The 21,318-nt window shown below is 71.8% G+C and carries 17 protein-coding genes; 15 read left to right on the top strand and 2 right to left on the bottom strand.

All coding sequences use genetic code 11. From position 1 onward, the window contains the following. Positions 1-19: 19 nt before the first annotated feature. On the bottom strand, positions 20-1,135 hold the full coding sequence (locus AC1C2W_RS10770; RefSeq protein ID WP_495389135.1) for a mannonate dehydratase: 1,116 nt from the start codon (positions 1,133-1,135) through the stop codon (positions 20-22). 40 nt (positions 1,136-1,175) lie between these two features. Beyond that, positions 1,176-2,594 carry a glucuronate isomerase gene (gene uxaC, locus AC1C2W_RS10765; protein ID WP_495413088.1) on the bottom strand — a complete coding sequence of 473 codons (1,419 nt, stop codon included), beginning with the start codon at positions 2,592-2,594 and terminating at the stop codon, positions 1,176-1,178. A gap of 281 nt (positions 2,595-2,875) precedes the next feature. On the opposite strand from uxaC, the gene AC1C2W_RS10760 reads away from it, so the two are divergent. The 15 genes from AC1C2W_RS10760 to AC1C2W_RS10690 all read left to right on the top strand — a co-directional run bounded on the left by AC1C2W_RS10760 (position 2,876) and on the right by AC1C2W_RS10690 (position 21,291). Further along, positions 2,876-3,874 carry a LacI family DNA-binding transcriptional regulator gene (locus AC1C2W_RS10760; RefSeq protein WP_495413087.1) on the top strand — a complete coding sequence of 333 codons (999 nt, stop codon included), beginning with the start codon at positions 2,876-2,878 and terminating at the stop codon, positions 3,872-3,874. 82 nt (positions 3,875-3,956) lie between these two features. Further along, on the top strand, positions 3,957-5,192 hold the full coding sequence (locus tag AC1C2W_RS10755; protein WP_495413086.1) for an extracellular solute-binding protein: 1,236 nt from the start codon (positions 3,957-3,959) through the stop codon (positions 5,190-5,192). Between the two features lie 289 nt (positions 5,193-5,481). Continuing rightward, positions 5,482-6,630 (top strand): ABC transporter ATP-binding protein, encoded by a 1,149-nt coding sequence (locus tag AC1C2W_RS10750; protein WP_495388853.1) that lies wholly within the window; start codon positions 5,482-5,484, stop codon positions 6,628-6,630. After that, the gene (locus tag AC1C2W_RS10745) at positions 6,627-7,553 is read left to right on the top strand and encodes an ABC transporter permease (protein ID WP_495388852.1); all 927 of its coding nucleotides are present in this window, start codon (positions 6,627-6,629) and stop codon (positions 7,551-7,553) included. The genes AC1C2W_RS10750 and AC1C2W_RS10745 overlap by 4 nt, the downstream gene beginning before the upstream one ends. After that, positions 7,550-8,503, top strand: coding sequence for an ABC transporter permease (locus AC1C2W_RS10740; RefSeq protein WP_495413085.1), 954 nt, complete (start codon positions 7,550-7,552; stop codon positions 8,501-8,503). Before AC1C2W_RS10745 ends, AC1C2W_RS10740 begins: the two co-directional genes overlap by 4 nt. Continuing rightward, positions 8,493-10,004, top strand: coding sequence for a mannitol dehydrogenase family protein (locus AC1C2W_RS10735; RefSeq protein WP_495413084.1), 1,512 nt, complete (start codon positions 8,493-8,495; stop codon positions 10,002-10,004). Before AC1C2W_RS10740 ends, AC1C2W_RS10735 begins: the two co-directional genes overlap by 11 nt. Before the next feature lie 202 nt (positions 10,005-10,206). Next, positions 10,207-11,517: an ABC transporter substrate-binding protein gene (locus tag AC1C2W_RS10730; RefSeq protein ID WP_495413083.1), complete on the top strand. Its 1,311-nt coding sequence runs from the start codon at positions 10,207-10,209 to the stop codon at positions 11,515-11,517. 11 nt (positions 11,518-11,528) lie between these two features. Next, positions 11,529-12,482 (top strand): carbohydrate ABC transporter permease, encoded by a 954-nt coding sequence (locus tag AC1C2W_RS10725; protein WP_495389134.1) that lies wholly within the window; start codon positions 11,529-11,531, stop codon positions 12,480-12,482. Beyond that, complete coding sequence (locus tag AC1C2W_RS10720) at positions 12,479-13,444, top strand: carbohydrate ABC transporter permease (RefSeq protein ID WP_495413082.1); 966 nt, start codon at positions 12,479-12,481, stop codon at positions 13,442-13,444. The genes AC1C2W_RS10725 and AC1C2W_RS10720 overlap by 4 nt, the downstream gene beginning before the upstream one ends. Positions 13,445-13,494: 50 nt before the next feature. Beyond that, positions 13,495-14,220 (top strand): hypothetical protein, encoded by a 726-nt coding sequence (locus AC1C2W_RS10715; RefSeq protein WP_495388847.1) that lies wholly within the window; start codon positions 13,495-13,497, stop codon positions 14,218-14,220. Between the two features lie 75 nt (positions 14,221-14,295). Continuing rightward, a complete protein-coding gene (locus AC1C2W_RS10710; protein WP_495413081.1) occupies positions 14,296-14,562 on the top strand; it encodes a hypothetical protein in 267 nt (88 codons plus the stop codon). Positions 14,563-14,857: 295 nt separating this feature from the next. Then, complete coding sequence (locus tag AC1C2W_RS10705; RefSeq protein ID WP_495413080.1) at positions 14,858-16,192, top strand: ABC transporter substrate-binding protein; 1,335 nt, start codon at positions 14,858-14,860, stop codon at positions 16,190-16,192. Then, positions 16,189-17,166: a carbohydrate ABC transporter permease gene (locus AC1C2W_RS10700; protein WP_495388845.1), complete on the top strand. Its 978-nt coding sequence runs from the start codon at positions 16,189-16,191 to the stop codon at positions 17,164-17,166. The genes AC1C2W_RS10705 and AC1C2W_RS10700 overlap by 4 nt, the downstream gene beginning before the upstream one ends. After that, a complete protein-coding gene (locus AC1C2W_RS10695) occupies positions 17,163-18,083 on the top strand; it encodes a carbohydrate ABC transporter permease (RefSeq protein ID WP_495413079.1) in 921 nt (306 codons plus the stop codon). The genes AC1C2W_RS10700 and AC1C2W_RS10695 overlap by 4 nt, the downstream gene beginning before the upstream one ends. Positions 18,084-18,090: 7 nt before the next feature. Continuing rightward, positions 18,091-21,291 (top strand): glycoside hydrolase family 2 TIM barrel-domain containing protein, encoded by a 3,201-nt coding sequence (locus AC1C2W_RS10690; RefSeq protein WP_495413078.1) that lies wholly within the window; start codon positions 18,091-18,093, stop codon positions 21,289-21,291. Positions 21,292-21,318 lie beyond the last annotated feature (27 nt).

Genomic DNA, 21,318 nt, shown 5'->3' with positions numbered 1-21,318 from the left:
GCGGAGCGTTTCGACGAGCTCAGCCGGCGTAGCGGAACGCGTCCCAGGCGCCCAGAAGGTACTGGGCCCCCAGGGCCCGGTCGTACAGGCCGTACCCGGGGCGCGGCTTGTTGGTGGTGTTCTCGTCCCACAGGTGACGACCGTGGTCGGGGCGCACGTACCCCTCGTACCCCGCCTCGGCGTACGCCCGCATGATGCCGGTCGTGTCGACGTCGCCCTCGACCGCCCGGTGGCCGACCTCGCTGAAGTTGCCGTGGTCGTCGTGCTTGATGTTGCGCACGTGCGTGAAGTGGATGCGGTCCATGAAGGTGCGCACGGCGTCGACGGCGTCGTGCTCGGGGTTGGCGGAGAAGCTCCCGAGGCACAGCGTGAGGCCGTGGTGCGGGCTCGGGTGCAGGTCGAGCACGCGGGCGAGGTCGGCCTTGTTCGACACGACGCGGGGCCAGCCGAAGACGTCGAACGGCGGGTCGTCGGGGTGCACGCCGAGCTTGACGTCGTACTCCTCGCAGGTGGGGATCACCGCGTCGAGGAAGTACTGGTAGTGCGCGTACATGTCGTCGTGGGTGACGCCCTCGTACGCAGCGTTCAGCTCGGTGAAGCCCGCCAGCCGCTCCGGCTCCCAGCCCGGCAGGGTGAGGCCGTGGGAGTCGGCCGCCATGTCGGCGATGAGACCCTCCGGCGTCATCCGGTCCACGACGGCCTTCTCGTAGTACAGCGCGGTCGAGCCGTCGGGCAGCGGGTGCCACAGGTCGGTGCGCAGCCAGTCGAAGACCGGCATGAAGTTGTAACAGACGACCTTCACGCCCGCGCGGCCGAGCCGGCGGATCGTGGTGATGTAGTTCTCGATCGCCTCGTCACGGCTGAGCCCCAGCACCGTGCGGCCCAGCTTGATCGACTCGTGCACGTTGACCGACTCCACGACCTCCGCGTCGAGCGTCCGGGTCACGCCGCGGGCCCGCGCCTCGGCGGACAGGCCGGTGATGTGCACGACCTCCGCGTCGATCTCGGCCTGCTCCCAGACCTCGCCGGCCTGCTTCTGGTGCAGGCCCCAGACGATCGTCTCGACCCCGGGGATCTGGCGGATCTGGTCGAGGCTGACCGTGTCGTTGCCGTTGCCGTACCAGCGGAAACCCATCTTCACTGCGCGACTCTCCTCGTGCTCGTTCGTCCGTCGGTCAGGGGTGGGTGTAGGCGGCCAGGGGCAGGCGGTAGCTGAGGTCGACGGCGACCTCGAGCGCCTCGTCCAGGTCGAGGCGGTGCTCCGCGACCAGGCGGGCCAGGTAGCCGGCGTCGATGCGCCGGGCCAGGTCGTGCCGGGCGGGGATGGAGCAGAACGCGCGCGTGTCGTCCACGAACCCGCTCATGTTGCTGAACCCGGCAGTCTCGGTGGCCGACTCGCGGAACCTCCGCATCGCGTCCGGCGCGTCGAGGAACCACCACGGCGCGCCCAGTCGCAGCGCCGGGTAGACGCCGGCCAGGGGCGCGAGCTCGCGGGAGTACACGTCCTCGTCCACGGTGAACGCGATGAGACGGAAGCCGGGGTGGTGGCCGAACGCGTCCAGCAGCGGCCGGAGGTTGCGGGTGAACTCGGTGACGACGGGGATGTCGTAGCCCCGGTCCGGCCCGAAGGCCTCGAACGGGCCGCTCGCGTGGTTGCGCAGCACGCCCGGGTGCAGCTGCATGACCAGGCCGTCCTCGGCGGACATGGCGGCCATCTGGAACAGCATGTGCCCACTGAACGCCTGCGCCTCGGCGGCCGTGACCGTGCCGGCGAGTGCGGCGTCGAAGAGGCGTCGGGCCTCGTCGTCGTCGAGGGGGGTGGTATCGGCGGACAGGTGGCCGTGGTCGGTGGCGCGCGCGCCCGCGGCGACGAAGCGGGCACGCTGGGTGCGCAGCGCCTCGAGGTAGCGGTCGTAGGACGTGACGTCCACGCCCGCCGCCTCGCCGAGCCGGGCGACGTCGTCGCGCCAGGCGGGCTGGTCGAGGCGCAGCAGCGGGTCGGGCCGGAACGTGGGCAGCACCCGGTCACCGAGGCCGTCGGCCGCGAGCTTGGCGTGCGCGTCGAGGGTGGCCCAGGCGGGGTCGGTCGTGGCGATGACCTCGATCCCGAAGGTGTCGAGCAGGGCCCGCGGGCGGAAGTCCGGCTCGGCGATGCGCGCCGCGACCTGGTCGTACAGCGCGTCCGCGGTCTCGGCCGACGGGCGCTGCGTGACGCCGAAGATCTCGACGAGCGCGTGCTCCAGCCAGTAGCGCGTGGGCGTGCCGCGGAAGTGCTTCCAGCCGGCGCAGAACCGGCGCCAGATCTCGCGCGGGTCGGTCTCGACGTCCTCGTCGGGCGTGGAGCCGACGCCGAGGCGGGGCAGCGTCTCGCCCTGGGAGACCAGCATGCGGGTGAGGTAGTGGTCGGGCACCACCATGAGCTGGGCCGGGTCCGGGAACGCCGTGTCGTCGGCGAACCACTCGACCGGCACGTGGCCGTGCATCGAGACCAGCGGCTGGTCGCGCACCGCCGCGTAGATCTCCCGGGCCAGCGGCCGGGTGACCGGGTCGGCGGGCAACGCCCGGTCGGGGTGCAGGGTCCAGGCCTCGTCCACGTGCGTCTCCTCGTCGGATCGGGCCGGACGACGACGTCGCGGCCCGGGTTGTCGGGGCACCTGTAGAGCAGCGCCCGCGGGATGTCCTGGGATCGATTGCAGACCATGGTGCCGTGGCGGCGTCTGGTGCGCAACCCTTGGTAGCGAGCCATCTCCGAGCTGCGAGGCGCACGACGGCGGGGGTCGCGGGCATGGAATCTGCCGACGGCCTTGACGCGTCCCGGGATCGTTTGCAGAATGACGCCCAGACGACGGGGCGACCAGGCACGGAGGGAGGCGCGATGGCGAACGCACACGACGTGGCAGAGCTCGCGGGCGTCTCGGTGTCCACCGTCTCGCGAGCGCTCACGGCGCCCGGGCAGGTCTCCGCGACGACGCGCGAGCGGGTGCTCGCCGCCGCGGACCGGCTGGGCTACACCCCCAACCCCACCGCGCGCGGGCTGCGGCTCGGGCGCACCAGCACCATCGGCCTGCTGGTGCCGGACCTGGAGAACCCGTACTTCGCGTCGGTGACGAAGGGCGTGCAGGCGCGCGCCCGCGCCGCCGGCTACCCCGTCTTCGTCGCGGACTCCGAGGAGGACCCCGCGGCCGAGCCCGGCCTCGTCGCGCAGTTCGCGCAGCGGGTGGACGGGATCATCCTCGCCTCGCCTCGCTCCGACGACGAGACGCTGCTGCGCGCGGTCGCGCACCTGCCGGTCGTCCTCGTGAGCCGCGACGTGCCCGGCGTCCCCTCGGTGGCGGTGGACGACGCCGACGGCATCGCGCAGGTGCTGGGCCACCTGCACGCGCTCGGCCACCGCCGTGTCGCGGTGGCGGCGGGCCCGGCGACCTCGTGGTCGGGCCTCCGGCGGGTGGACGGCCTGCGGGCGGCGGCCGAGCGGCTCGGGGACGTGACACTGCTCGAGCTCGGGTCCTTCCGCCCCTACTTCTCCGGCGGGGTCGCCGCGGCCGACCACGCCGTCGCCCAGGGCGCCACCGCCGTCGTCGCGTTCAACGACCTCATGGCGCTCGGCATCCTGGACCGCCTGCGAGGCCGCGGCGTGCGCGTGCCCCAGGACATGTCGGTTGTCGGGTTCGACGACGTCGACGTGGCGACGCTCGTGTCCCCGGCCCTCACGACCGTGCGGGTGCCCCGCACCGGGCTGGGCCGCAAGGCCGTCGACCTCCTGCTCTCCTGGCTCGACGTCGGGCACGTCGAGGCAGAGGCCCTCGCGAGCGCCCGGCACCGGCTACCCGCCGAGCTCGTGATCCGCGATTCCACCGGGGTCCCGCCGGCATAACGAGCACCTCGGCTCACCCGCCCCGACGCAGACGTCGAGGCACCGTTCCCGGGCACCGTCGCCCGGGGGAAGGAAGGCAGTCATGCGTACCACCCGCTCCCGTGCCGGCGCCGTCGCCGTCGTCGGCGCCACCACCCTGGGGCTCCTGCTGGCCGCGTGCGCCCCGCCAGAGCCGGAGGGCGGCGGCGGCCCCGCCGCCACCGACGCGGCCGACGTGCCGGAGACCCCGTCCGAGCCCGTCGAGCTGCACATCCTCGACGTCGCGGGCAACCAGAAGCTCACCGAGCCCATGGTCGACGCGTTCGTCGAGGCGAACCCCGACGTCATCTCGTCCGTCTCGTGGGAGACCGGCGGCGCCCCCGACGTGACCGGCATCGTCAAGCCGCAGGTCGACTCCGGGAACCTGTCCGTCGACCTGGTGCTCACCGGCAACGACGGGCTGTCGTCCGGCATCGCGCAGGACCTGTGGGTGCCGGTCGTCGACGAGTTCGGCGACCGTCTGTCCAACCAGGAGAACTACCTCGAGCCTGCGGCGGCCATGCAGGACCTGGCCGAGGGCTACGGCGTCGTGGTCACGTACTACCCGTCGGGGCCGCTGCTGCAGTACGACCCGAAGGTCGTCACCGACCCGCCGTCCACGCCGCAGGAGCTGCTCGACTGGGCCAAGGCGAACCCGGGCAAGTTCGGCTACGCGCGCCCAGCCAACTCGGGCCCCGGCCGCACGTTCCTCATGGGGCTCCCGTACATCCTGGGCGACAAGGACCCGAAGGACCCGGAGAACGGCTGGGACAAGACCTGGGCGTACCTCGATGAGCTCGGCCAGTACGTCGACAACTACCCGACCGGCACGGGCCAGGTCATCACCAACGTCGGCGACGGCACGTGGAGCATGATCCCGACGACGACCGGCTGGGAGATCGAGCCGCGCACCGACGGCCGCCTGCCGAACACGCTCGAGGCGTCGGCCTTCGACGACTTCACCTGGGTCACGGACGCCCACTACGCGGCGATCCCGAAGGGCCAGTCGGCCGACAAGATCTCCGCGATCCTCCTGCTGCTGCAGGACGTCCTGACGCCCGAGCAGAACGCCAAGGCCTACGACCACGGCTACTTCTACCCCGGCCCCGCCGTCGAGGGCGCGACCCTCGACCAGGCGCCCGAGGAGTCGCAGCAGGTCATCGAGGAGTTCGGCCGCGACTGGTACGACGACCTCATCGAGTCCGCGCCGTCCACGACGCCGCTCGCCCCCGACGAGATGGTCAAGGCCTTCGACATCTGGGACCGCGAGATCGGCGCCGGCAAGTACACGGAGGAGTGAGCCGGAGCGCAGCGGACGGTGAGGGCCGAGCGCAGCGAGGCACTCGCCGGTAGCGGAGCGAAGGCTCGCTCCGACCAGTGAAAGAGGAGGAGTGAGCCGGAGCGCACCGGATGGTGAGGGCCGAGCGCAGCGAGGCACTCGCCGGTAGCGGAGCGAGGCACTCGCCGGTAGCGGAGCGAGGCACTCGCCGGTAGCGGAGCGAGGCACTCGCCGGAAGCGGAGCGAGGCACTCGCCGGTCGCGGAGCGAAGGCTCGCTCCGACCAGTGAAAACGGAGGAGTGAGGGACAGATGGCGATCACGGCCGGCACGTTCGAGTCGCTGGAGCTGCGCGACGTCGGGCGCAGCTTCGGCGGTCACCAGGCGCTGGCGGGCCTCGACCTGACGGTCCGGGCGGGCGAGTTCATCGCCCTGCTCGGCCCGTCGGGCTGCGGCAAGTCGACGGCGCTGAACTGCCTGGCGGGCCTGCTCCCGCTGACGCACGGGCAGATCCTGCTCGACGGGCAGCGGGTGGACACCGTGCCGAGCGAGAAGCGCGGCTTCGGGATGGTCTTCCAGAGCTACGCGCTGTTCCCGCACCTCACGGTGGAGAAGAACGTGGCCTTCGGGCTGCAGATGCGGGGCCTGCCCCGGGCGGAGATCGCCCGGCGCGTCGCGGAGGCGATCGGCCTCGTCAAGCTCGAGGACCACGCGAAGAAGCTGCCCGGCCAGCTCTCGGGCGGGCAGCAGCAGCGCGTGGCGATCGCCCGGGCCGTCGTGCTCGAGCCGTCCCTGGTGCTGATGGACGAGCCCCTGTCGAACCTCGACGCGAAGCTGCGGCTCGACATGCGCACGGAGATCCGCCGGCTGCACCAGGAGCTGGGCCTCACCACGATCTACGTGACGCACGACCAGGAGGAGGCGCTGTCCCTGGCCGACCGGCTGGTGGTGCTGCGCGAGGGCCGGGTGCAGCAGATCGGCACGCCCGACGAGCTCTACGACCACCCGCGCAACTGGCACGTCGCCGACTTCATGGGCTACCGCAACATCCTGGCGGGCAGCCTCGACAGTGCAGTGGGCACGGGCGCCCCGTCCGGCGGCGCGTCGGTGCGGGTCGGCGGGATGACGCTGCGAGGCCGCCCGGTGGGCGACGTGGCCGCGGGGGACGACGCGGTGCGGGTGGCGGTCCGCCCGGACGACCTCACGGTCCTCGCCGACGGGCAGGAGCCGCGCGACGGCAACGAGGTCGCGGGCACGGTGGCCGTCGTGGAGTACCACGGCCGCGAGTTCGCCGTGGTGGTGCAGGCGGCCGACGGCACGATGCTGCACGTGCGTACGCCGTCCGCCCCGGCGGTGGGCGACGCCGTACGGCTCACCGCGGCGGCCGACCGGGTGCTCGTGTTCCCGGCCGACCTGACGGCGCAGACCGGCGCCGTCCGGCCGGAGGCGGTGGCGGCATGACCTCCGTCGCCGCCCCGCCGGGGCGGAGCACCGCGAGCCTGCGCCACCGGCTGGCCGAGCGCGGCATCGACTCGTCGCTGTGGCTCATGGTGCCGGCGCTCGTCTTCGCGCTCGCGCTGTTCGTGTACCCGTTCTCGTACGGGATCGGGCTCACGTTCCAGCCGAACCTGGCCACCCAGGAGCAGTGGGGCGGGGGCGTCCTCGCGAACTACGTGGCGTTCTTCCGCGACCCGTTCGTCTTCGACTCCGTGTGGATCACGATGCGCCTGGCGCTGCCCGCGGCACTGTTCAACGTGCTCGCGTCGATCCCCGTGGCGCTCGTGCTGCGCCGCCGGTTCCGGTTCAAGCGGCTCATGACGTCGGTGCTGGTGCTGCCGATCACCCTCGGCACGGTGCTCACCGCGCAGGGCCTGCTGATCTTCGCCGGTCGGCAGGGGTGGCTCAACCGGTTCCTGCTGGCCACGGGGCTGGTGGACCAGCCGGTGCAGCTCGTGAACAACTACGTGGGCGTGATGTTCTCGCTGATCATCACGGGCTTCCCGTTCGCGTTCCTGCTGGTGTCGTCGTACCTGTCCGGCATCGATCCGTCGCTCGAGTCAGCGGCCCGCACCCTCGGCGCGGGCTGGTGGCAGCGGTTCCGGCGCATCACGCTCCCGCTGCTCGCGCCGGGCCTGGCCACCACGTTCATCCTCACGTTCGTGCTCGCCTTCTCGGTGTTCCCCTCTGCCCGCCTCGTCGGTGACGCGATGGGCTCCACGCGCGTGATGTCGCTGATGGCGTTCCGCGCCTTCGGCGAGCAGAACGACTACCCGATGGCCTCGACCATCGCGCTCATGATGGGCGTCGTCGAGCTCCTCGTCGTCGCGGTCGTGCTCGCCTGGCGGTCGCTGCTCTACAAGGGAACGACAGGAGGCAAGGGATGAGCGCGCTCGAGACCCCCGACACCGCTCGGGGCACGGCCACCGACACGGTTACCGACACGGCCACCGACAACCTGGCGAGGCGCCCCCGGAGCGCGGGGGCGCGACCCCCGGGCGAGAGGTCGCTCGCCGCGTCGCCGTCCGCCTGGTTCGTGTGGGCCGGGATGGCCGCGTTCCTGGTGTTCCTGCTCGGCATCATCGTGGCCGTCGTGGTCGACTCGTTCGGGCGGCAGTGGTTCGACACCTGGCTGCCCCTCGAGTGGACCACCGAGTGGTACGCGAGCTCGTGGGACCGGTTCGACCTGACGCACGTGGTGGGCGTGACCGTGGGCGTGGCGCTCGCCGTCGTGGTGCTGTCGGTGCTGATCGGCGTGCCCGCGGCGTACCTGCTGGCGCGTCGGAACTTCCCGGGCAAGCGGCTGGTCAACGTGCTGTTCCTGCTGCCGATCCTCATGCCGCCCATCACCTTCGGAATCCCGCTCGCCACGGTGATGTACTCGGTCGGCCTGGGCCGGTCGGTGGTGGCGGTGATCCTCGTCAACCTGGTGCCGTCGGTGCCGTTCGTCATCCTGACGATGACGCCGTTCATCGAGCAGATCAACCCCGCGATCGAGTCCGCGGCGCGCATGTGCGGGGCCGGCCTGCGCCAGGTCTTCACGCGGATCCTGGCCCCGCTGCTGGTGCCCGGCATCCTTGCGGCGTCGATCCTGGTGCTCGTGCGCACGGTCGGCATGTTCGAGCTGACGTTCCTCGTGTCGGGCCCGCAGTCCGACACGCTCGTCGTGGCGATCTACCGCGCCATGACGTCGGCGGGCGGCGGCGAGGCCCGCCAGCTCGTCTCCGCCATGGCGGTCATGTACACGACGACGATGCTCGTCATGCTCGTGGTCGCCCTGAGATTCGTGAACCCGACCCAGCTGGTCGCCCAAGTGAAGGAAGCCCGTGACGACTGATCGCCTGCACCGATCCGCCCTGCCCGCGCGCCTCGCCGCCCCCGTGACGCCCGAGCAGGTGGGCGTGGTGCACCTCGGCATCGGCGCGTTCCACCGCGCGCACCAGGCCGTCTTCACCGAGCTCGCCGCGCGGGCCACGGGCGACCTGCGCTGGGGGATCCTCGGGGTCACGCAGCGCTCGGCGTCCGTGCGCGACCAGCTCCGGCCGCAGGGCGGCGTCTACTCGGTGCTGACCGCCGGCACGGACGGGCCGATGGTGGACCTGCTGGACCTGGTGGGCTCGGTGCTCGACGTCGCCTGGCCAGCGGAGGAGACGCCCCGGGTGCTCGCCGCGATCGCGGCGCCCACGACGCACGTCGTGACGCTCACCGTGACCGAGAAGGGCTACGCGCGCGGCGCCGACGGCGGGCTCGACGTCGACCGCGTCCGCCCCGACCTCGACGCCCTCGCCGCCGAGGTGGCTGGCACGCAGGAAGGGTCTGTTCGGCCTGCGGAGAGCGCCATCGGGCTGCTGGTGCGAGGGCTCGCGGCGCGGTGGCGAGCGGCGGAGGTCGCGGGGGAGCGGCGGCCGATCACCGTGCTCACCTGCGACAACATGCTGGACAACGGCCGGGTGCTGCAGGGTCTGGTGGGCGCGGCGCTGGACGCCGCCCTGCCGGGGCCGGAGGGCGACGGGCCGCGGTCGTGGCTCGCCACGGACGTCACGTTCCCGTGCTCGATGGTCGACCGGATCGTGCCCGCCACGACCCCCGCGCAGCGGGACGACGTGGAGCGCGAGCTGGGGGCGCGCGACGAGGGGCTCGTGGTCGGGGAGCCGTTCCGGCAGTGGGTGATCGAGGACAGCTTCGCCGGGCCGCGGCCGTCGTGGGAGGCCGCGGGCGCGACCTTCACCGCGGACGTCGCGCCCTGGGAGCGGGCCAAGCTGCGCATGCTCAACGGCACGCACTCGCTGCTCGCATACGCGGGCCGACTGGCCGGGCACGCCACCCTCGCCGAGGCGGTGACGGACCGGGCGCTGCACGAGCGCGCCCTGGCGTTCATGCTCGACGACGCGCTGCCCACGCTCACCCCGCCCGACGGCTCCGACCTGCGCGCGTACGGGGAGTCGCTGCTGGAGCGCTTCGCGAACCCGGCCACCGGGCACACCACGGTGCAGGTGTCGATGGACGGCACGCAGAAGATCCCGATCCGGTGGGGCGGCATCGTCGCCGACCGGCTCGCGGCGGGCGAGGTGCCGGGCGGGGCAGCCTTCGCCCTGGCGGCGTGGTGCGAGGTGGTGCGCCGGGAGGTCGCCGCGGGACGGCTGGTGGACGACCCGCGCGCGGAGGAGCTGGCCGCCGTGGTGGCGGGCGCCGGCGGGGGTGACGCCGCCGCGGCGGCGCCGGCCGACGTCGCGCGGGCGCTGCTCGCGCTGCCCGGCCTGCTACCCGCCGGCATCGGCACGGACGCCCGCCTCGTGGACGCCGTGGTGGCCGAGGTTCCGGCGCTCGCCGCGGCCTGAACCCGCCGGCGGCGAACGCATGACCTGCGACGACGCGGGAAAACGTACCCTCGTTGCCGGATCGTGATGAGACCCGGAACACCCCGGGGCTGGACAACGCTTACCCAGTCGTGTTTTATCGATTCAGTCGACGGCCAGCGAGGGTCAACGAGGCGTCCTCGTCGCCGACGATCATTGACGATCGACGAGCGAGGAGGCTCACATGAGGATCACGCGCAAGGCCGCCGGCGCGGCCGCGGCGGCGGTCACCGTCGCCCTCACCCTCACGGCCTGCGGAAGCGGGCCCGAGGCCATGGACCCGGGCTCCGCCGAGAAGGTGAGCACCGACGAGGACATCACCATCTCCCTCGCGTGGTGGGGCGACGACGACCGGGCCGGCAAGTACGAGGAGGCCGTCGACGCGTTCGAGGAGGCCCACCCCAACATCACCGTCCAGACGCAGTTCCAGGCCTGGGACGACTTCTGGGTGGCCCGCGCCACCGAGGCCGCCGGCAGCGCCCTGCCCGACGTCGTGCAGATGGACCTGTCGTACCTGCGCCAGTACGGCGCGACGGGCCAGCTGCTGGACCTCAACGGCCAGGAGGGCGTGAACCTCGACCTCGACGGCGTCGACGACTCGCTGCTGGCGTCGGGCCAGATCGAGGAGGGTCAGTTCGGCATCCCGACGAGCACCAACACGCTCGCGCTGTTCTACAACGCCGACCTCGCGAAGAAGCTCGGCCTGGAGCCGCTCGCCGAGGGCTACACGTGGGACGACCTCGACGCCTGGATCGCCGAGGCCTCGAAGGGCGGGGCGGGCGAGGAGCCCGTGATCTACGGCTCCGGCGACTACACCGGCACCTTCTGGTTCTTCCTGCAGTGGCTCGTCCAGCAGGGCGTGGAGCCCTTCACCGCGGACGGCCAGCTCGGGTTCGACGAGGCCCAGATGACCGAGTGGCTGAACCGCGGCGAGGACCTGCGCGGCTCCGAGGCCTTCTTCCCGATCAAGCGGACCAAGCAGCTCGAGCCGCTGAGCGGCTTCACCAAGGGTGAGGTCGCGGGCGAGGCGAGCTGGGACAACTTCCTCGCGAGCTACGTCGCCGAGACCGGCCAAGACATCCAGATGCTGCCGATGCCCTCGGGCGACAACGGCCCCCAGCAGTTCTACAAGCCGTCGATGCTGCTCTCGGCGTCGGCCAACAGCGAGCAGCCCGAGGCTGCTTCGGCGCTCATCGACTTCCTCATCAACGACCCCGCGGTCGGCACGATCTTCGGCACCTCCAAGGGCGTGCCGGCGGTGCAGGAGCAGATCGACGCCATGGACGTCGAGCCGGGCTCCATCGACGAGCAGGTCGTGGGCTTCGAGGGTGACGTCGCGGACGTCGTGACCGAGTCCGCGCCCGTCCCGGTCGAGGGCTTCGGCGAGATCGAGGCCGAGTTCAAGCGCCTCAGCGAGGAGCTGCAGTACGGGAACCTGACCGTGGACGAGTTCGTCACCCAGTGGTTCTCGTTCGCCGACAGCACGGTGAAGTAGTCGTGAGTGCAGTGACGACGAGCTCGACGATCGACGCCCCTCGGGGGACGCAGCCCGCGTCCCCCGAGCGGGGGCGCGCACGCCGCCGCCGTGAGGCGGGTGCGGGGTTCGCGTTCCTGTCGCCGTGGTTGGTGGGGTTCGTGGTGTTGACGGCGTTCCCGATGGTGGCGTCGTTGTATCTGGCGTTCACGGACTATGACCTGTTCCGGCCGCCGTCGTGGGTCGGGATCGACAACTTCGTGAAGCTGTTCGACGACCCGAGGTTCTGGACGTCGGCGAGGGTGACGGCGATCTATGTGCTGGTCGGTACGCCGATCAAGCTCGCCGCGGCGTTGGCTGTGGCGATGTTGTTGAACATGCGGCATCGGGGGCAGGGGGCGTATCGGTCGATCTTCTACGCCCCGTCGTTGATCGGCGCTTCGGTGTCGATCGCGATCGTGTGGAAGGCGATGTTCATCGACGACGGCATCGTGGACCGCATCGGGCACCTGTTCGGCGCCCCGGCCGGCGGCTGGGTCGGGGATCCGTCCAAGACGATGCCGATGTTCGTGCTGCTCGCGGTGTGGACGTTCGGCGCCCCGATGGTCATCTTCCTTGCCGGGCTCAAGCAGGTCCCGGCCGAGCTGTACGAGGCGGCCGCGGTGGACGGCGCGGGCCCGATCCGGAAGTTCTTGCGGATCACGATCCCGATGCTGAGTCCGGTGTTGTTCTTCAACCTGCTGCTGGAGACCATCGGCGCGTTCCAGGTCTTCGGGTCCGCGTTCATCATCTCCGGCGGCACCGGCGGCCCCGCGGACTCGACGTTGTTCTACACGCTCTACCTGTACATCAAGGGCTTCGCCCAGTTCGACATGGGGTACGCCTCGGCCATGGCCTGGGTCCTGGTGATCGTCGTGGGAGTCATCACCGCGATCTTGTTCAAGACCTCCAACGTCTGGGTCCACTACTCCGGAGACAACCGATGAGCGCGGCGCCCCACACCTCTACTCCTGTGGCCACCGCGCCGCTGAGCGCCCAGGCCGCGGCCGTGGGCATCCCCGGCTCGCCCACGGGACCCCACATCGACCAGTCCTTGCGGCAGGCCGCCAAGCGGCGCCGGGGTGCCCGGTCGGTCGGGTTCCACGTCGCGATGATCGCGGCCACGATCGTGGTGCTCTACCCCGCAGCCTGGATGCTCACCAGCTCGTTCAAGCCCAGCAACGAGATCATCGGGAACATCAGCCTGTGGTCGGACAACTTCTCCTTCCACAACTTCGCCACCGCCCTGTCCGGCATCGGCGGGGTCGGGTTCTGGACCTTCTTCGGCAACTCCATGATCCTCGCCGTGGCGTCGGTGATCGGGGTGGTGCTGTCCTCCACGATCAGCGCGTACGCGTTCGCGCGGATCAGCTTTCCCGGCCGCGGGGTCTTCTTTGCGATCATGATCGGCACCCTGCTGCTGCCGTTCCACGTCGTGATCATCCCGCAATACATCATGTTCAACGAGCTCGGCCTCGTGAACACGTTCATCCCGCTGCTCGCGCCCAAGTTCCTCGCCGGCGAAGCCTTCTTCGTCTTCCTCATGGTCCAGTTCATGCGCAACCTGCCCAGAGAGCTCGACGAAGCAGCACGCATCGACGGCGCCGGACACGTGCGCATCTTTTCCGCGATCATGCTGCCCCTGATGCGCCCAGCGATCATCACCTCCAGCATCTTCGCGTTCATCTGGTCCTGGAACGACTTCCTCGGCCCCCTGCTCTATCTGAAGAAGCCGGACATGTACCCCCTGCCCATCGCGCTCCGCCTGTACGTCGACCAGACCAGCGTGTCGGACTACGGCGCGCAGATGGCCATGGCCGTCCTCGCGCTGCTGCCCGTGATGCTCTTCTTCATCCTCTTCCAGCGCTACATCGTCGATGGCGTCGCCACCCAAGGCCTCAAGGGCTGACGATGGCGCCCGGCACGTTGGAGCGGAGCAGGACGACGGAGGGAGCGGCGATGCCGACAGGGTCCGGGCGGGACGACGGGCGCGGCAGGCGCGACGGCAGAGGCGACCGCACGACCGACGGCAAGGGCCGCCGGAGGCGCGGAGGCTCCGGCGGCGTCGGCGAGACGCGGACCGGGGCGGCCCTCGGCCTCTTCGCCGAGGTGGTGCTCGCCGGGGTGCTCGTGGCCCTGGGCAGCGTCCTGCTGGTCACCGCGGTGCCGTCGCTGGCGGCGGGCGTGGCGCACGTCCGCCGCCAGGTCTCCGGTCACGACATCGGCGTGGCCCGGTTCGCGGCCGACTGGTGGGCCGCCGTGCGGGCGCTGTGGCCCCTGGGCCTGGCCGCCGTCGGGGTGGCGCTGCTGCTGGCGCTCGACTGGCAGCTCGCCCGGTCCGGGGTGCTGCCGGGGGCGGAGGCCGTGGCCGTGGTGGTCGCGATCGTTGCGGCGGCCGTCGTCGCCGTCCTCGCGCGCGCGGCTGGGGCCTGGGCCGAGTCCGCCTCTGGGTCCGGCGCACCGCCCGCCACAGGGGCGGGCGTCGACGGCTCGACAGTACGGCGGGCGCTGTCGATCGGGGCGCGGCGGGCGCAGGACGACCTGACCGGGTCGGTGCTGCTCGCCGCCGCGGCGGGCCTGTGCGTCGTCTTCGTCTGGATGCTGCCGCCGCTCGCGCTGGTGGTGGGCGGCCTCCTGGCGCTCGCGGTGGTGGGCGTGGAGACGCGCCGCACCTCCGCTGGTTGAGCTTGCCGAAACCCGGTTTCGGCAAGCTCAACCAGGTGCGACACCCTGTGGTTCCGGCCGCCGGAGTACTTCGAGGTGGGGCGACGATCACGAACTCCGCGATCTCCCCCGCGCCAGACGTCCCGGCTGCGGTTCGACGCCGAGGCCGCGACCGTCGAGCTCGAGCACCTGTACGGGTACGACGGTTCGAGCTGGACCGTCACCCCGGTCGAGGGCCGCGACGACGTCGCCGAGGCGTGGGTGGCCGACGCCGTGCGCTCGGTCGACAGCGGCCCGAGCGGGCACCTCGCGCAGCTCGTGCCCACTGCCGCGCCCTGGTCGAGGGCCGGACGCCGCCGCTGACGGTGGCGGTGGCGGACACGCGCGCCTGGAGCTGGCGGCGGCGACCTACAAGTCCGCGTTCACCGGCACTCCCGTGCGCGCCGAAGAGATCGACGTGGCCGGCCCGTTCCACGCGTGGATGGCCGGGTCCGGCACGCCCTGGCTTCCCGTCCGCGGTCAAGGCCGTCGCTGGTTTCGACAAGCTCGACCAGCGACGGCCTTGACCGCGCGGACGGCCCCGCTGCTAGCGTGAGCGCGCTCACACGAGAGCCCGAGGCATGCGCCTCGACCGGACGTCACGACGAAGTGGGGACGGATGCAAGAGGTCACGAGACGGCAGCTCCTCGGCATGGGGCTCGCAGGGGGCACGACGGCGTTGCTCGCCGCGTGTGCCACACCGGGGACCACCTCGGTGAACGTGCAGCCGGTGGTCCCGGCCGCGGGGGAGAAGATCACGCTGACCTACTGGGCGTGGCTCAAAGACCTGCAGAAGGTCGCCGACGTCTGGAACGCCCAGCACCCGGACGTGCAGGTGGAGGTCTCCTGGATCCCCGGCGGGAACGACGGCGGGTACCAGAAGATGTACTCCGCCCTCGCGGCGGGCGGCGGCCCGGACCTCGCCCAGGTGGAGATGCGGACCGTGCCGGAGTTCATGCTGGTGAACGGCCTGGTCGACCTGGAGCGGTATGGCGTCTCCCAGTACGCCGACCGGTTCGACGAGACGCTGTGGAGCCAGGTGAGCTTCGCCGGCGGCGTCTACGGCATCCCGCAGGACTCCGGCCCCGTGGGGATGTACTACCGCCCGGACCTGTTCGACCAGGTGGGCGCCGACGTCCCGACCACGTGGGCGCAGTGGGCCGAGGTGGCGCCCGCGTTCCGCGAGGCCGGCGTCTACATCGACGCGTTCCCGCTGGACGACACGTCGGTGTTCGCCGGGCACGCGATGCAGGCCGGCGCCACGTGGCTCCACAGCGCCGAGGACGGCTGGGTCATCGACATGGCGAACGAGGTCACGCTGGACGTCGCGCGCTTCTTCGACAAGGCGATCGACGACGACCTGGTGACCACGGCCGCCAACCCCTTCAGCCCCGGCTGGTACGCCGCCGCGGCGCACGACCAGATCGCGTCCCTGGTGGGCGCGAGCTGGGGTGACGCGCTGCTGCAGAGCGTGAGCGGGGCCGAGGGGAAGTGGCGCGTGGCGCCCGCCCCGCGCTGGGACCACGGGTTCGGCTCGTCGTTCATCGGAGGGTCGACGGCCGCGGTGCTCGCCAACTCCCCGCACCCGAAGGAGGCGATGGAGTTCGCCGTCTGGATGACGACGAGCCCGGAGGGGATCGACGCGATGATCGAGCACTCGGGCATCGGCTGGTCGCCGGCCCGCGACTACATCGGCGCCGCGCGGGAGGAACCGAGCGAGTTCTTCGGTGGCCAGCGCTACAACACCGAGGTGTTCGCGCCGGCCACGCTCGACCAGAACCCCGACTGGCAGTGGTGGCCCATCACGCAGCAGACGTTCAACATCCTCGGCGACGGGTTCCGGGGCAAGGCGACGGGCGGCACGCTCGTGGACGCTGTCGTCGCCGCCGAGGTGCGGACCATCGAGGTGTTCCGGCAGAAGGGCCTGACGATCCGGAAGGCGGAGGACCGATGACCGCACCGACCCGACAGACTGCAGAGACCGCACCCACCGGCCCGGCGGCGGATGCCGGCACCTCCCCGCGGCGGCCCGCCACCAAGCGCAGCACCAGCGTGGGCCGCGCGCCCTGGCTCCTGGTGTCCCCGTTCCTCGTGCTGTTCCTCCTGACCTTCGTGCTGCCGATCATCGTCGCGATCGGGCAGAGCTTCACCACGGTCACCCGCGCCGGCCTGTTCGGCGAGCAGGGCGTCACCACGGGCTTCGCCTGGTTCGAGAACTATCGGATCGCGCTGGAGGACGGGAACTTCATCGCGTCGATCTGGCGGATGATGCTGTTCGGCGTCGTGCAGGTGCCGGTGATGATCGTCGCCGCGACCGTGCTGGCCCTGCTGCTCGAGTCGGCGTCGGCGCGCTGGCCCGGCTTCTTCCGGGCGACGTACTTCATGCCGTACGGGATCCCCGGCGTCATCGCGACCATCCTCTGGTCGTTCCTCTACGTGCCCGGGCTGAGCCCGATCATCGACCTCTCCGAGACCCTGTTCGGGTTCACGCCCGACTTCCTCGGCGCCGGCACGGTGCTGTGGTCGATCGCGAACATCGTCACGTGGACGTACGCGGGCTACAACATGCTCATCATCGTCGCCCAGCTCAAGGCGATCCCGCCCGAGCTGTACGAGGCGGCGCGCGTCGACGGCGCGGGCCCGTGGCGCACGGCGTGGAGCATCCAGCTCCCGCTCATCCGCCCCGCACTGGTGCTCACCACGGTCTTCTCGATCATCGGCACGCTGCAGCTCTTCGCGGAGCCGCAGCTGCTGAAGAGCGTCTCCCCGGCGATCGACTCGCAGTTCACGCCCAACCTGTCCGCCTACACGACCGCCTTCGCGTACAACGACTACAACGTGGCGGCCGCCCAGTCGGTGCTCATCGCGCTGGTCGCGTTCGCGCTGTCCTTCCTCTTCCTCCGGCTGACGAACAGGAGCTCGCGATGACCGCCACCACCGTCTCCGCCCGGCCGGCAGAACCCTCCGTGGACGCGCCACGCATGGCCCGCGCCGGGCGTGGCGGACGTCGTCCCGCCACCACGATCCTCGTCACCGGCATCCTCGTCGTCGTCGCGATCTACTTCCTCGTGCCCGTGTACTGGGTGGTCGTCGCCGCGTCGAAGACCACCGACGACCTCTTCGGCACCAACGGGTTCTGGTTCGGCGAGACCTTCGCGCTCTTCGACAACCTCGCCGCGGTGCTCACCTACGGCGACGGCGTCTTCGTGCGCTGGCTGGGCAACTCCGTGCTGTACGCGGGCGTGGGCGGTCTGCTCGCGACGTACCTCGCGGCAGCCGGCGGCTACGCCCTGGCCAAGTACGCGTTCAAGGGGCGCAACCTCATCTTCGGGCTCGTGCTCGGGGGCGTGCTCGTGCCCGGGACGGCGACGGCGCTGCCGCTGTTCCTGCTGTTCAGCCAGCTCGGGCTCGCGAACACGTACTGGAGCGTGCTCATCCCGTCGCTCGTGTCGCCGTTCGGCTTCTTCCTCTGCCGCATCTACGCGGACTCGACGGTGGACACGTCGCTGGTGGAGGCCGCCCGCATCGACGGGGCGGGGGAGCTGCGCATCTTCCACACCATCGGGCTGCGGATCATGACGCCCGCGCTCGTGACGGTGTTCCTGTTCCAGATCGTCGGCATCTGGAACAACTACTTCCTCCCGCTGGTCATGCTGAGCGACCAGGACCTTTACCCGATCACGCTCGGGCTCAACAACTGGAACAGCCAGACCGACCGGCTGCCCGAGTTCTACGAGCTCACCACCGGGGGCGTCCTGCTCTCGGTCATCCCGCTCGCCGTCGCCATGATCGTGCTCCAGCGGTTCTGGCGCGGCGGACTGACGGAAGGTGCTGTCAAAGCATGATGGCTGCATGACCTTGCTCTCGCTTCCGCACGAGTCCACGACGCCCTGGTCCGGGCGGGTCGACCCGCCCCGCGCGGCGCTCACCAGCGACGCGCCCCGGCTGTCCCTCGACGGCACCTGGGGGTTCCGGCTCCTGCCCGGGGTGCCGGGCGCGCCGGGGGCGCACGGGGTGCTGCCCCCCGGCGAGGAGCCGGCCGACTTCGCCCAGCCGGGCTACGACGCGGAGGGGGCCGGCTGGGGGGAGATCCCCGTGCCGGCGCACTGGGTGCTGGTGGGCGACGGCGCGTACGGCCGCCCGATCTACACGAACGTGCAGTTCCCCTTCCCGGTGGACCCGCCGCACGCGCCGGACGAGAACCCCACGGGCGACTACCGCCGCGAGGTCGACGTGCCGGCGTCGTGGACCGAGGGCGGGCGCGTGCTGCTGCGGTTCGACGGCGTGGAGTCGTTCTTCACGGTGTGGGTGAACGGCGAGGAGGTCGGGTCCGCCTCCGGCAGCCGCCTGGCGCACGAGCTGGACGTCACCGAGGCGGTCCGGCCCGGCGTCAATACGGTCGCCGTGCGGGTGGTGCAGTGGTCGGCGGCCAGCTACCTCGAGGACCAGGACCAGTGGTGGCTGCCCGGCATCTTCCGGGACGTCACGCTGGCGCACCGGCCCGTCGGCGCGCTCGACGACGTGTGGCTGGACGCAGACTTCACGCCCGGCACCGACCCGGCCACGGGGGAGGGCACGCTGGTGCCCGAGCTGCGGGCCGGCGACGGGGCGTTCCCGGTGCGGCTGCGCGTGCCGGAGCTCGGCGTCGACGTGACCTGGGAGACGGCGGCCGACGTCGCGCCGGTCGCGGCGGGCGACGTCGAGCCGTGGTCGGCCGAGGCGCCGAGGCGCTACGAGGCGACCGTGACGTCGACGGGCGAGACCGTCACGCTGCGGGTCGGGTTCCGCCGGGTCGAGATCGTGGGCGACCGGCTGCTCGTCAACGGCCGGCAGGTGACCTTCTCGGGCATGAACCGGCACGAGACCCACCCCGACCGCGGCCGCGTCTTCGACGAGGAGCACGCCCGGGCCGACCTCGCGCGGATGAAGCGGCACAACGTCAACGCGATCCGCACCAGCCACTACCCGCCGCACCCGAAGGTGCTCGACCTCGCCGACGAGCTGGGCCTGTGGGTGATCCTCGAGACCGACCTCGAGACCCACGGCTTCGAGGCCGGCGGCTGGGTCGGCAACCCCAGCGACGACCCGCGCTGGCGCGACGCCTATCTGGATCGCGTGCGGCGCACGGTGGAGCGCGACAAGAACCACCCCAGCATCGTGATCTGGTCGCTCGGCAACGAGTCGGGCACCGGGCGCAACCTCGCGGCGATGGCGGAGTGGGTGCACGGGCGCGACCGGTCACGGCCCGTGCACTACGAGGGCGACTACGCGGGCGAGTACACCGACGTCTACTCGCGGATGTACTCGACGGTTCCGGAGACGGAGTCGATCGGGAGCGACGACGCGTTCTCCCCGCTGCTCGGCTGCTCCGTCGCCGACTCGGCCCGGCAGCGCTCCAAGCCGTTCCTGTTGTGCGAGTACGCGCACGCGATGGGCAACGGCCCGGGCGCCCTCGACCAGTACCGCGAGCTCGTGGACACCCACCCGCGCCTGCACGGCGGGTTCGTGTGGGAGTGGCGCGACCACGGCCTGCATACCACCACGCCGGACCCTTCGACAGGCTCAGGACGGCGCGGCGTGGAGTACTTCGCCTACGGCGGCGACTTCGGCGAGGTCGTGCACGACGGCAACTTCGTCATGGACGGCATGGTGCTCTCCGACGACACGCCGAGCCCCGGCCTCACGGAGTTCGCGCACGTCGAGCGGCCGGTCGTCGTGCGGCCCGTCGTGACCACCCAGGGCGGCCTCGGCTCCGGGGTCGTCGAGGTCTGGAACCGGCGACACACGGCCGACACCGCGGACCTCGAGCTGCGCTGGCGGGTGGAGCACGACGGCGAGGTGGTGGCCGAGGGCAAGGCCGCCGTCGAGGGCGACCCCTCGGCCCTTCGACCCTTCGACAGGCTCAGGACGGCGCAGGCTCAGGACGGCGCCGGCTCAGGTCGACGCGCCGGGCGGCCGGTCGCCGCGGGGGAGCGGGCGACCACGACGCTGCTCGACCCCGCCGCGCTGCCCGCCGTGACGCCGGGTTCCGAGGCCTTCCTCACCGTCGAGCTCGTGCTGCGGGAGCAGGCGGCGTGGGCCGACGCCGGGCACGTCGTGGCGCGCGACCAGTGGGCGCTGCCGGCTCCCGCCGCCGTCCGGGAGCACCGGCGTCCGGTCGTGGCGCTCGCGGACGCGCCCGTCGCGTTCCGCGGGCCGGAGCTTGTTGAGCTCGCGGGGGCCGTGGTCTCCGCGCCGCGCGTCGAGCTGTGGCGCGCGCCCACGGACAACGACGAGGGCTCCGCGATGAGCAGCTACGACGCGGACGACCCGACCACCCTGCCGTGGCGTGGCACGCCCGCGCCGCCGGTCGCGGAGCGCTGGCGTCGCCAGGGCCTGGACCGCCTGGTGCACCGCACCGTCGACGTCGAGGAGACGCCCGAGCGCCTGCGCGTGCGGCGGGTCGTGTCGGCGGCCCAGAGCAGGGCGACGCTCGACGTCGAGGAGACCTGGACGGCCGAGCGGTCCAAGGAGGGCGTCGTCGAGGCGGTGCTGCGGGTCGTCGTCACGCCGAACGACGCGTGGGACGACGTGTGGCCGCGCGTCGGCGTGCACGTCGCGCTGCCCACGGACGTGGACGGCGCCGGCTGGCTCGGCCTCGGGCCGCACGACTCGTACCCCGACGTGCGCGGGTCGGTCGTCGTGGGCCGCCACCGCGCGGGGATCGGCGACCTGACCGTTCCGTACGCGCGGCCGCAGGAGTCGGGGCACCGCTCCGAGGTGCGCGAGCTCGTGCTCGAGCGCGACGGCCGGCCGTGGCTGCAGGTCACCGCCCGTCGGGACGCGCAGGGCCGCCTGCCCGGGTTCACGCTCGCCCGGCACTCCGCGCACGAGGTCGCTCGCGCCGCGCACCCGTACGAGCTGCCGACGCCCACGCAGCACCACCTGTACGTGGACGCCGCCCAGCACGGCCTGGGCTCCCGCGCCTGCGGCCCGGACGTGTGGCCGACGGCGATGCTCCGTCCGCAGGCTCGCACGCTCGAGCTGCGCTGGCGAGCGATCTCCGCGGGGTGAGCATGTCCGCTGCCGCGGGGTGAGCTT

Source organism: Isoptericola sp. Y581 (assembly GCF_059445475.1).
Note: the sequence above shows the minus strand (reverse complement) of the source record. Positions and strands in the feature narration are given on the sequence as shown.

Excerpts from the sequence above, each read along its gene's own strand:
- AC1C2W_RS10770 (WP_495389135.1), bottom strand. The coding sequence starts at position 1,135 with ATGGGTTTCCGCTGGTACGGCAACGGCAACGACACGGTCAGCCTCGAC.
- AC1C2W_RS10760 (WP_495413087.1), top strand. The coding sequence starts at position 2,876 with ATGGCGAACGCACACGACGTGGCAGAGCTCGCGGGCGTCTCGGTGTCC.
- AC1C2W_RS10755 (WP_495413086.1), top strand. The coding sequence starts at position 3,957 with ATGCGTACCACCCGCTCCCGTGCCGGCGCCGTCGCCGTCGTCGGCGCC.
- AC1C2W_RS10750 (WP_495388853.1), top strand. The coding sequence starts at position 5,482 with ATGGCGATCACGGCCGGCACGTTCGAGTCGCTGGAGCTGCGCGACGTC.
- AC1C2W_RS10745 (WP_495388852.1), top strand. The coding sequence starts at position 6,627 with ATGACCTCCGTCGCCGCCCCGCCGGGGCGGAGCACCGCGAGCCTGCGC.
- AC1C2W_RS10740 (WP_495413085.1), top strand. The coding sequence starts at position 7,550 with ATGAGCGCGCTCGAGACCCCCGACACCGCTCGGGGCACGGCCACCGAC.
- AC1C2W_RS10730 (WP_495413083.1), top strand. The coding sequence starts at position 10,207 with ATGAGGATCACGCGCAAGGCCGCCGGCGCGGCCGCGGCGGCGGTCACC.
- AC1C2W_RS10720 (WP_495413082.1), top strand. The coding sequence starts at position 12,479 with ATGAGCGCGGCGCCCCACACCTCTACTCCTGTGGCCACCGCGCCGCTG.
- AC1C2W_RS10715 (WP_495388847.1), top strand. The coding sequence starts at position 13,495 with ATGCCGACAGGGTCCGGGCGGGACGACGGGCGCGGCAGGCGCGACGGC.
- AC1C2W_RS10705 (WP_495413080.1), top strand. The coding sequence starts at position 14,858 with ATGCAAGAGGTCACGAGACGGCAGCTCCTCGGCATGGGGCTCGCAGGG.
- AC1C2W_RS10700 (WP_495388845.1), top strand. The coding sequence starts at position 16,189 with ATGACCGCACCGACCCGACAGACTGCAGAGACCGCACCCACCGGCCCG.
- AC1C2W_RS10695 (WP_495413079.1), top strand. The coding sequence starts at position 17,163 with ATGACCGCCACCACCGTCTCCGCCCGGCCGGCAGAACCCTCCGTGGAC.
- AC1C2W_RS10690 (WP_495413078.1), top strand. The coding sequence starts at position 18,091 with ATGACCTTGCTCTCGCTTCCGCACGAGTCCACGACGCCCTGGTCCGGG.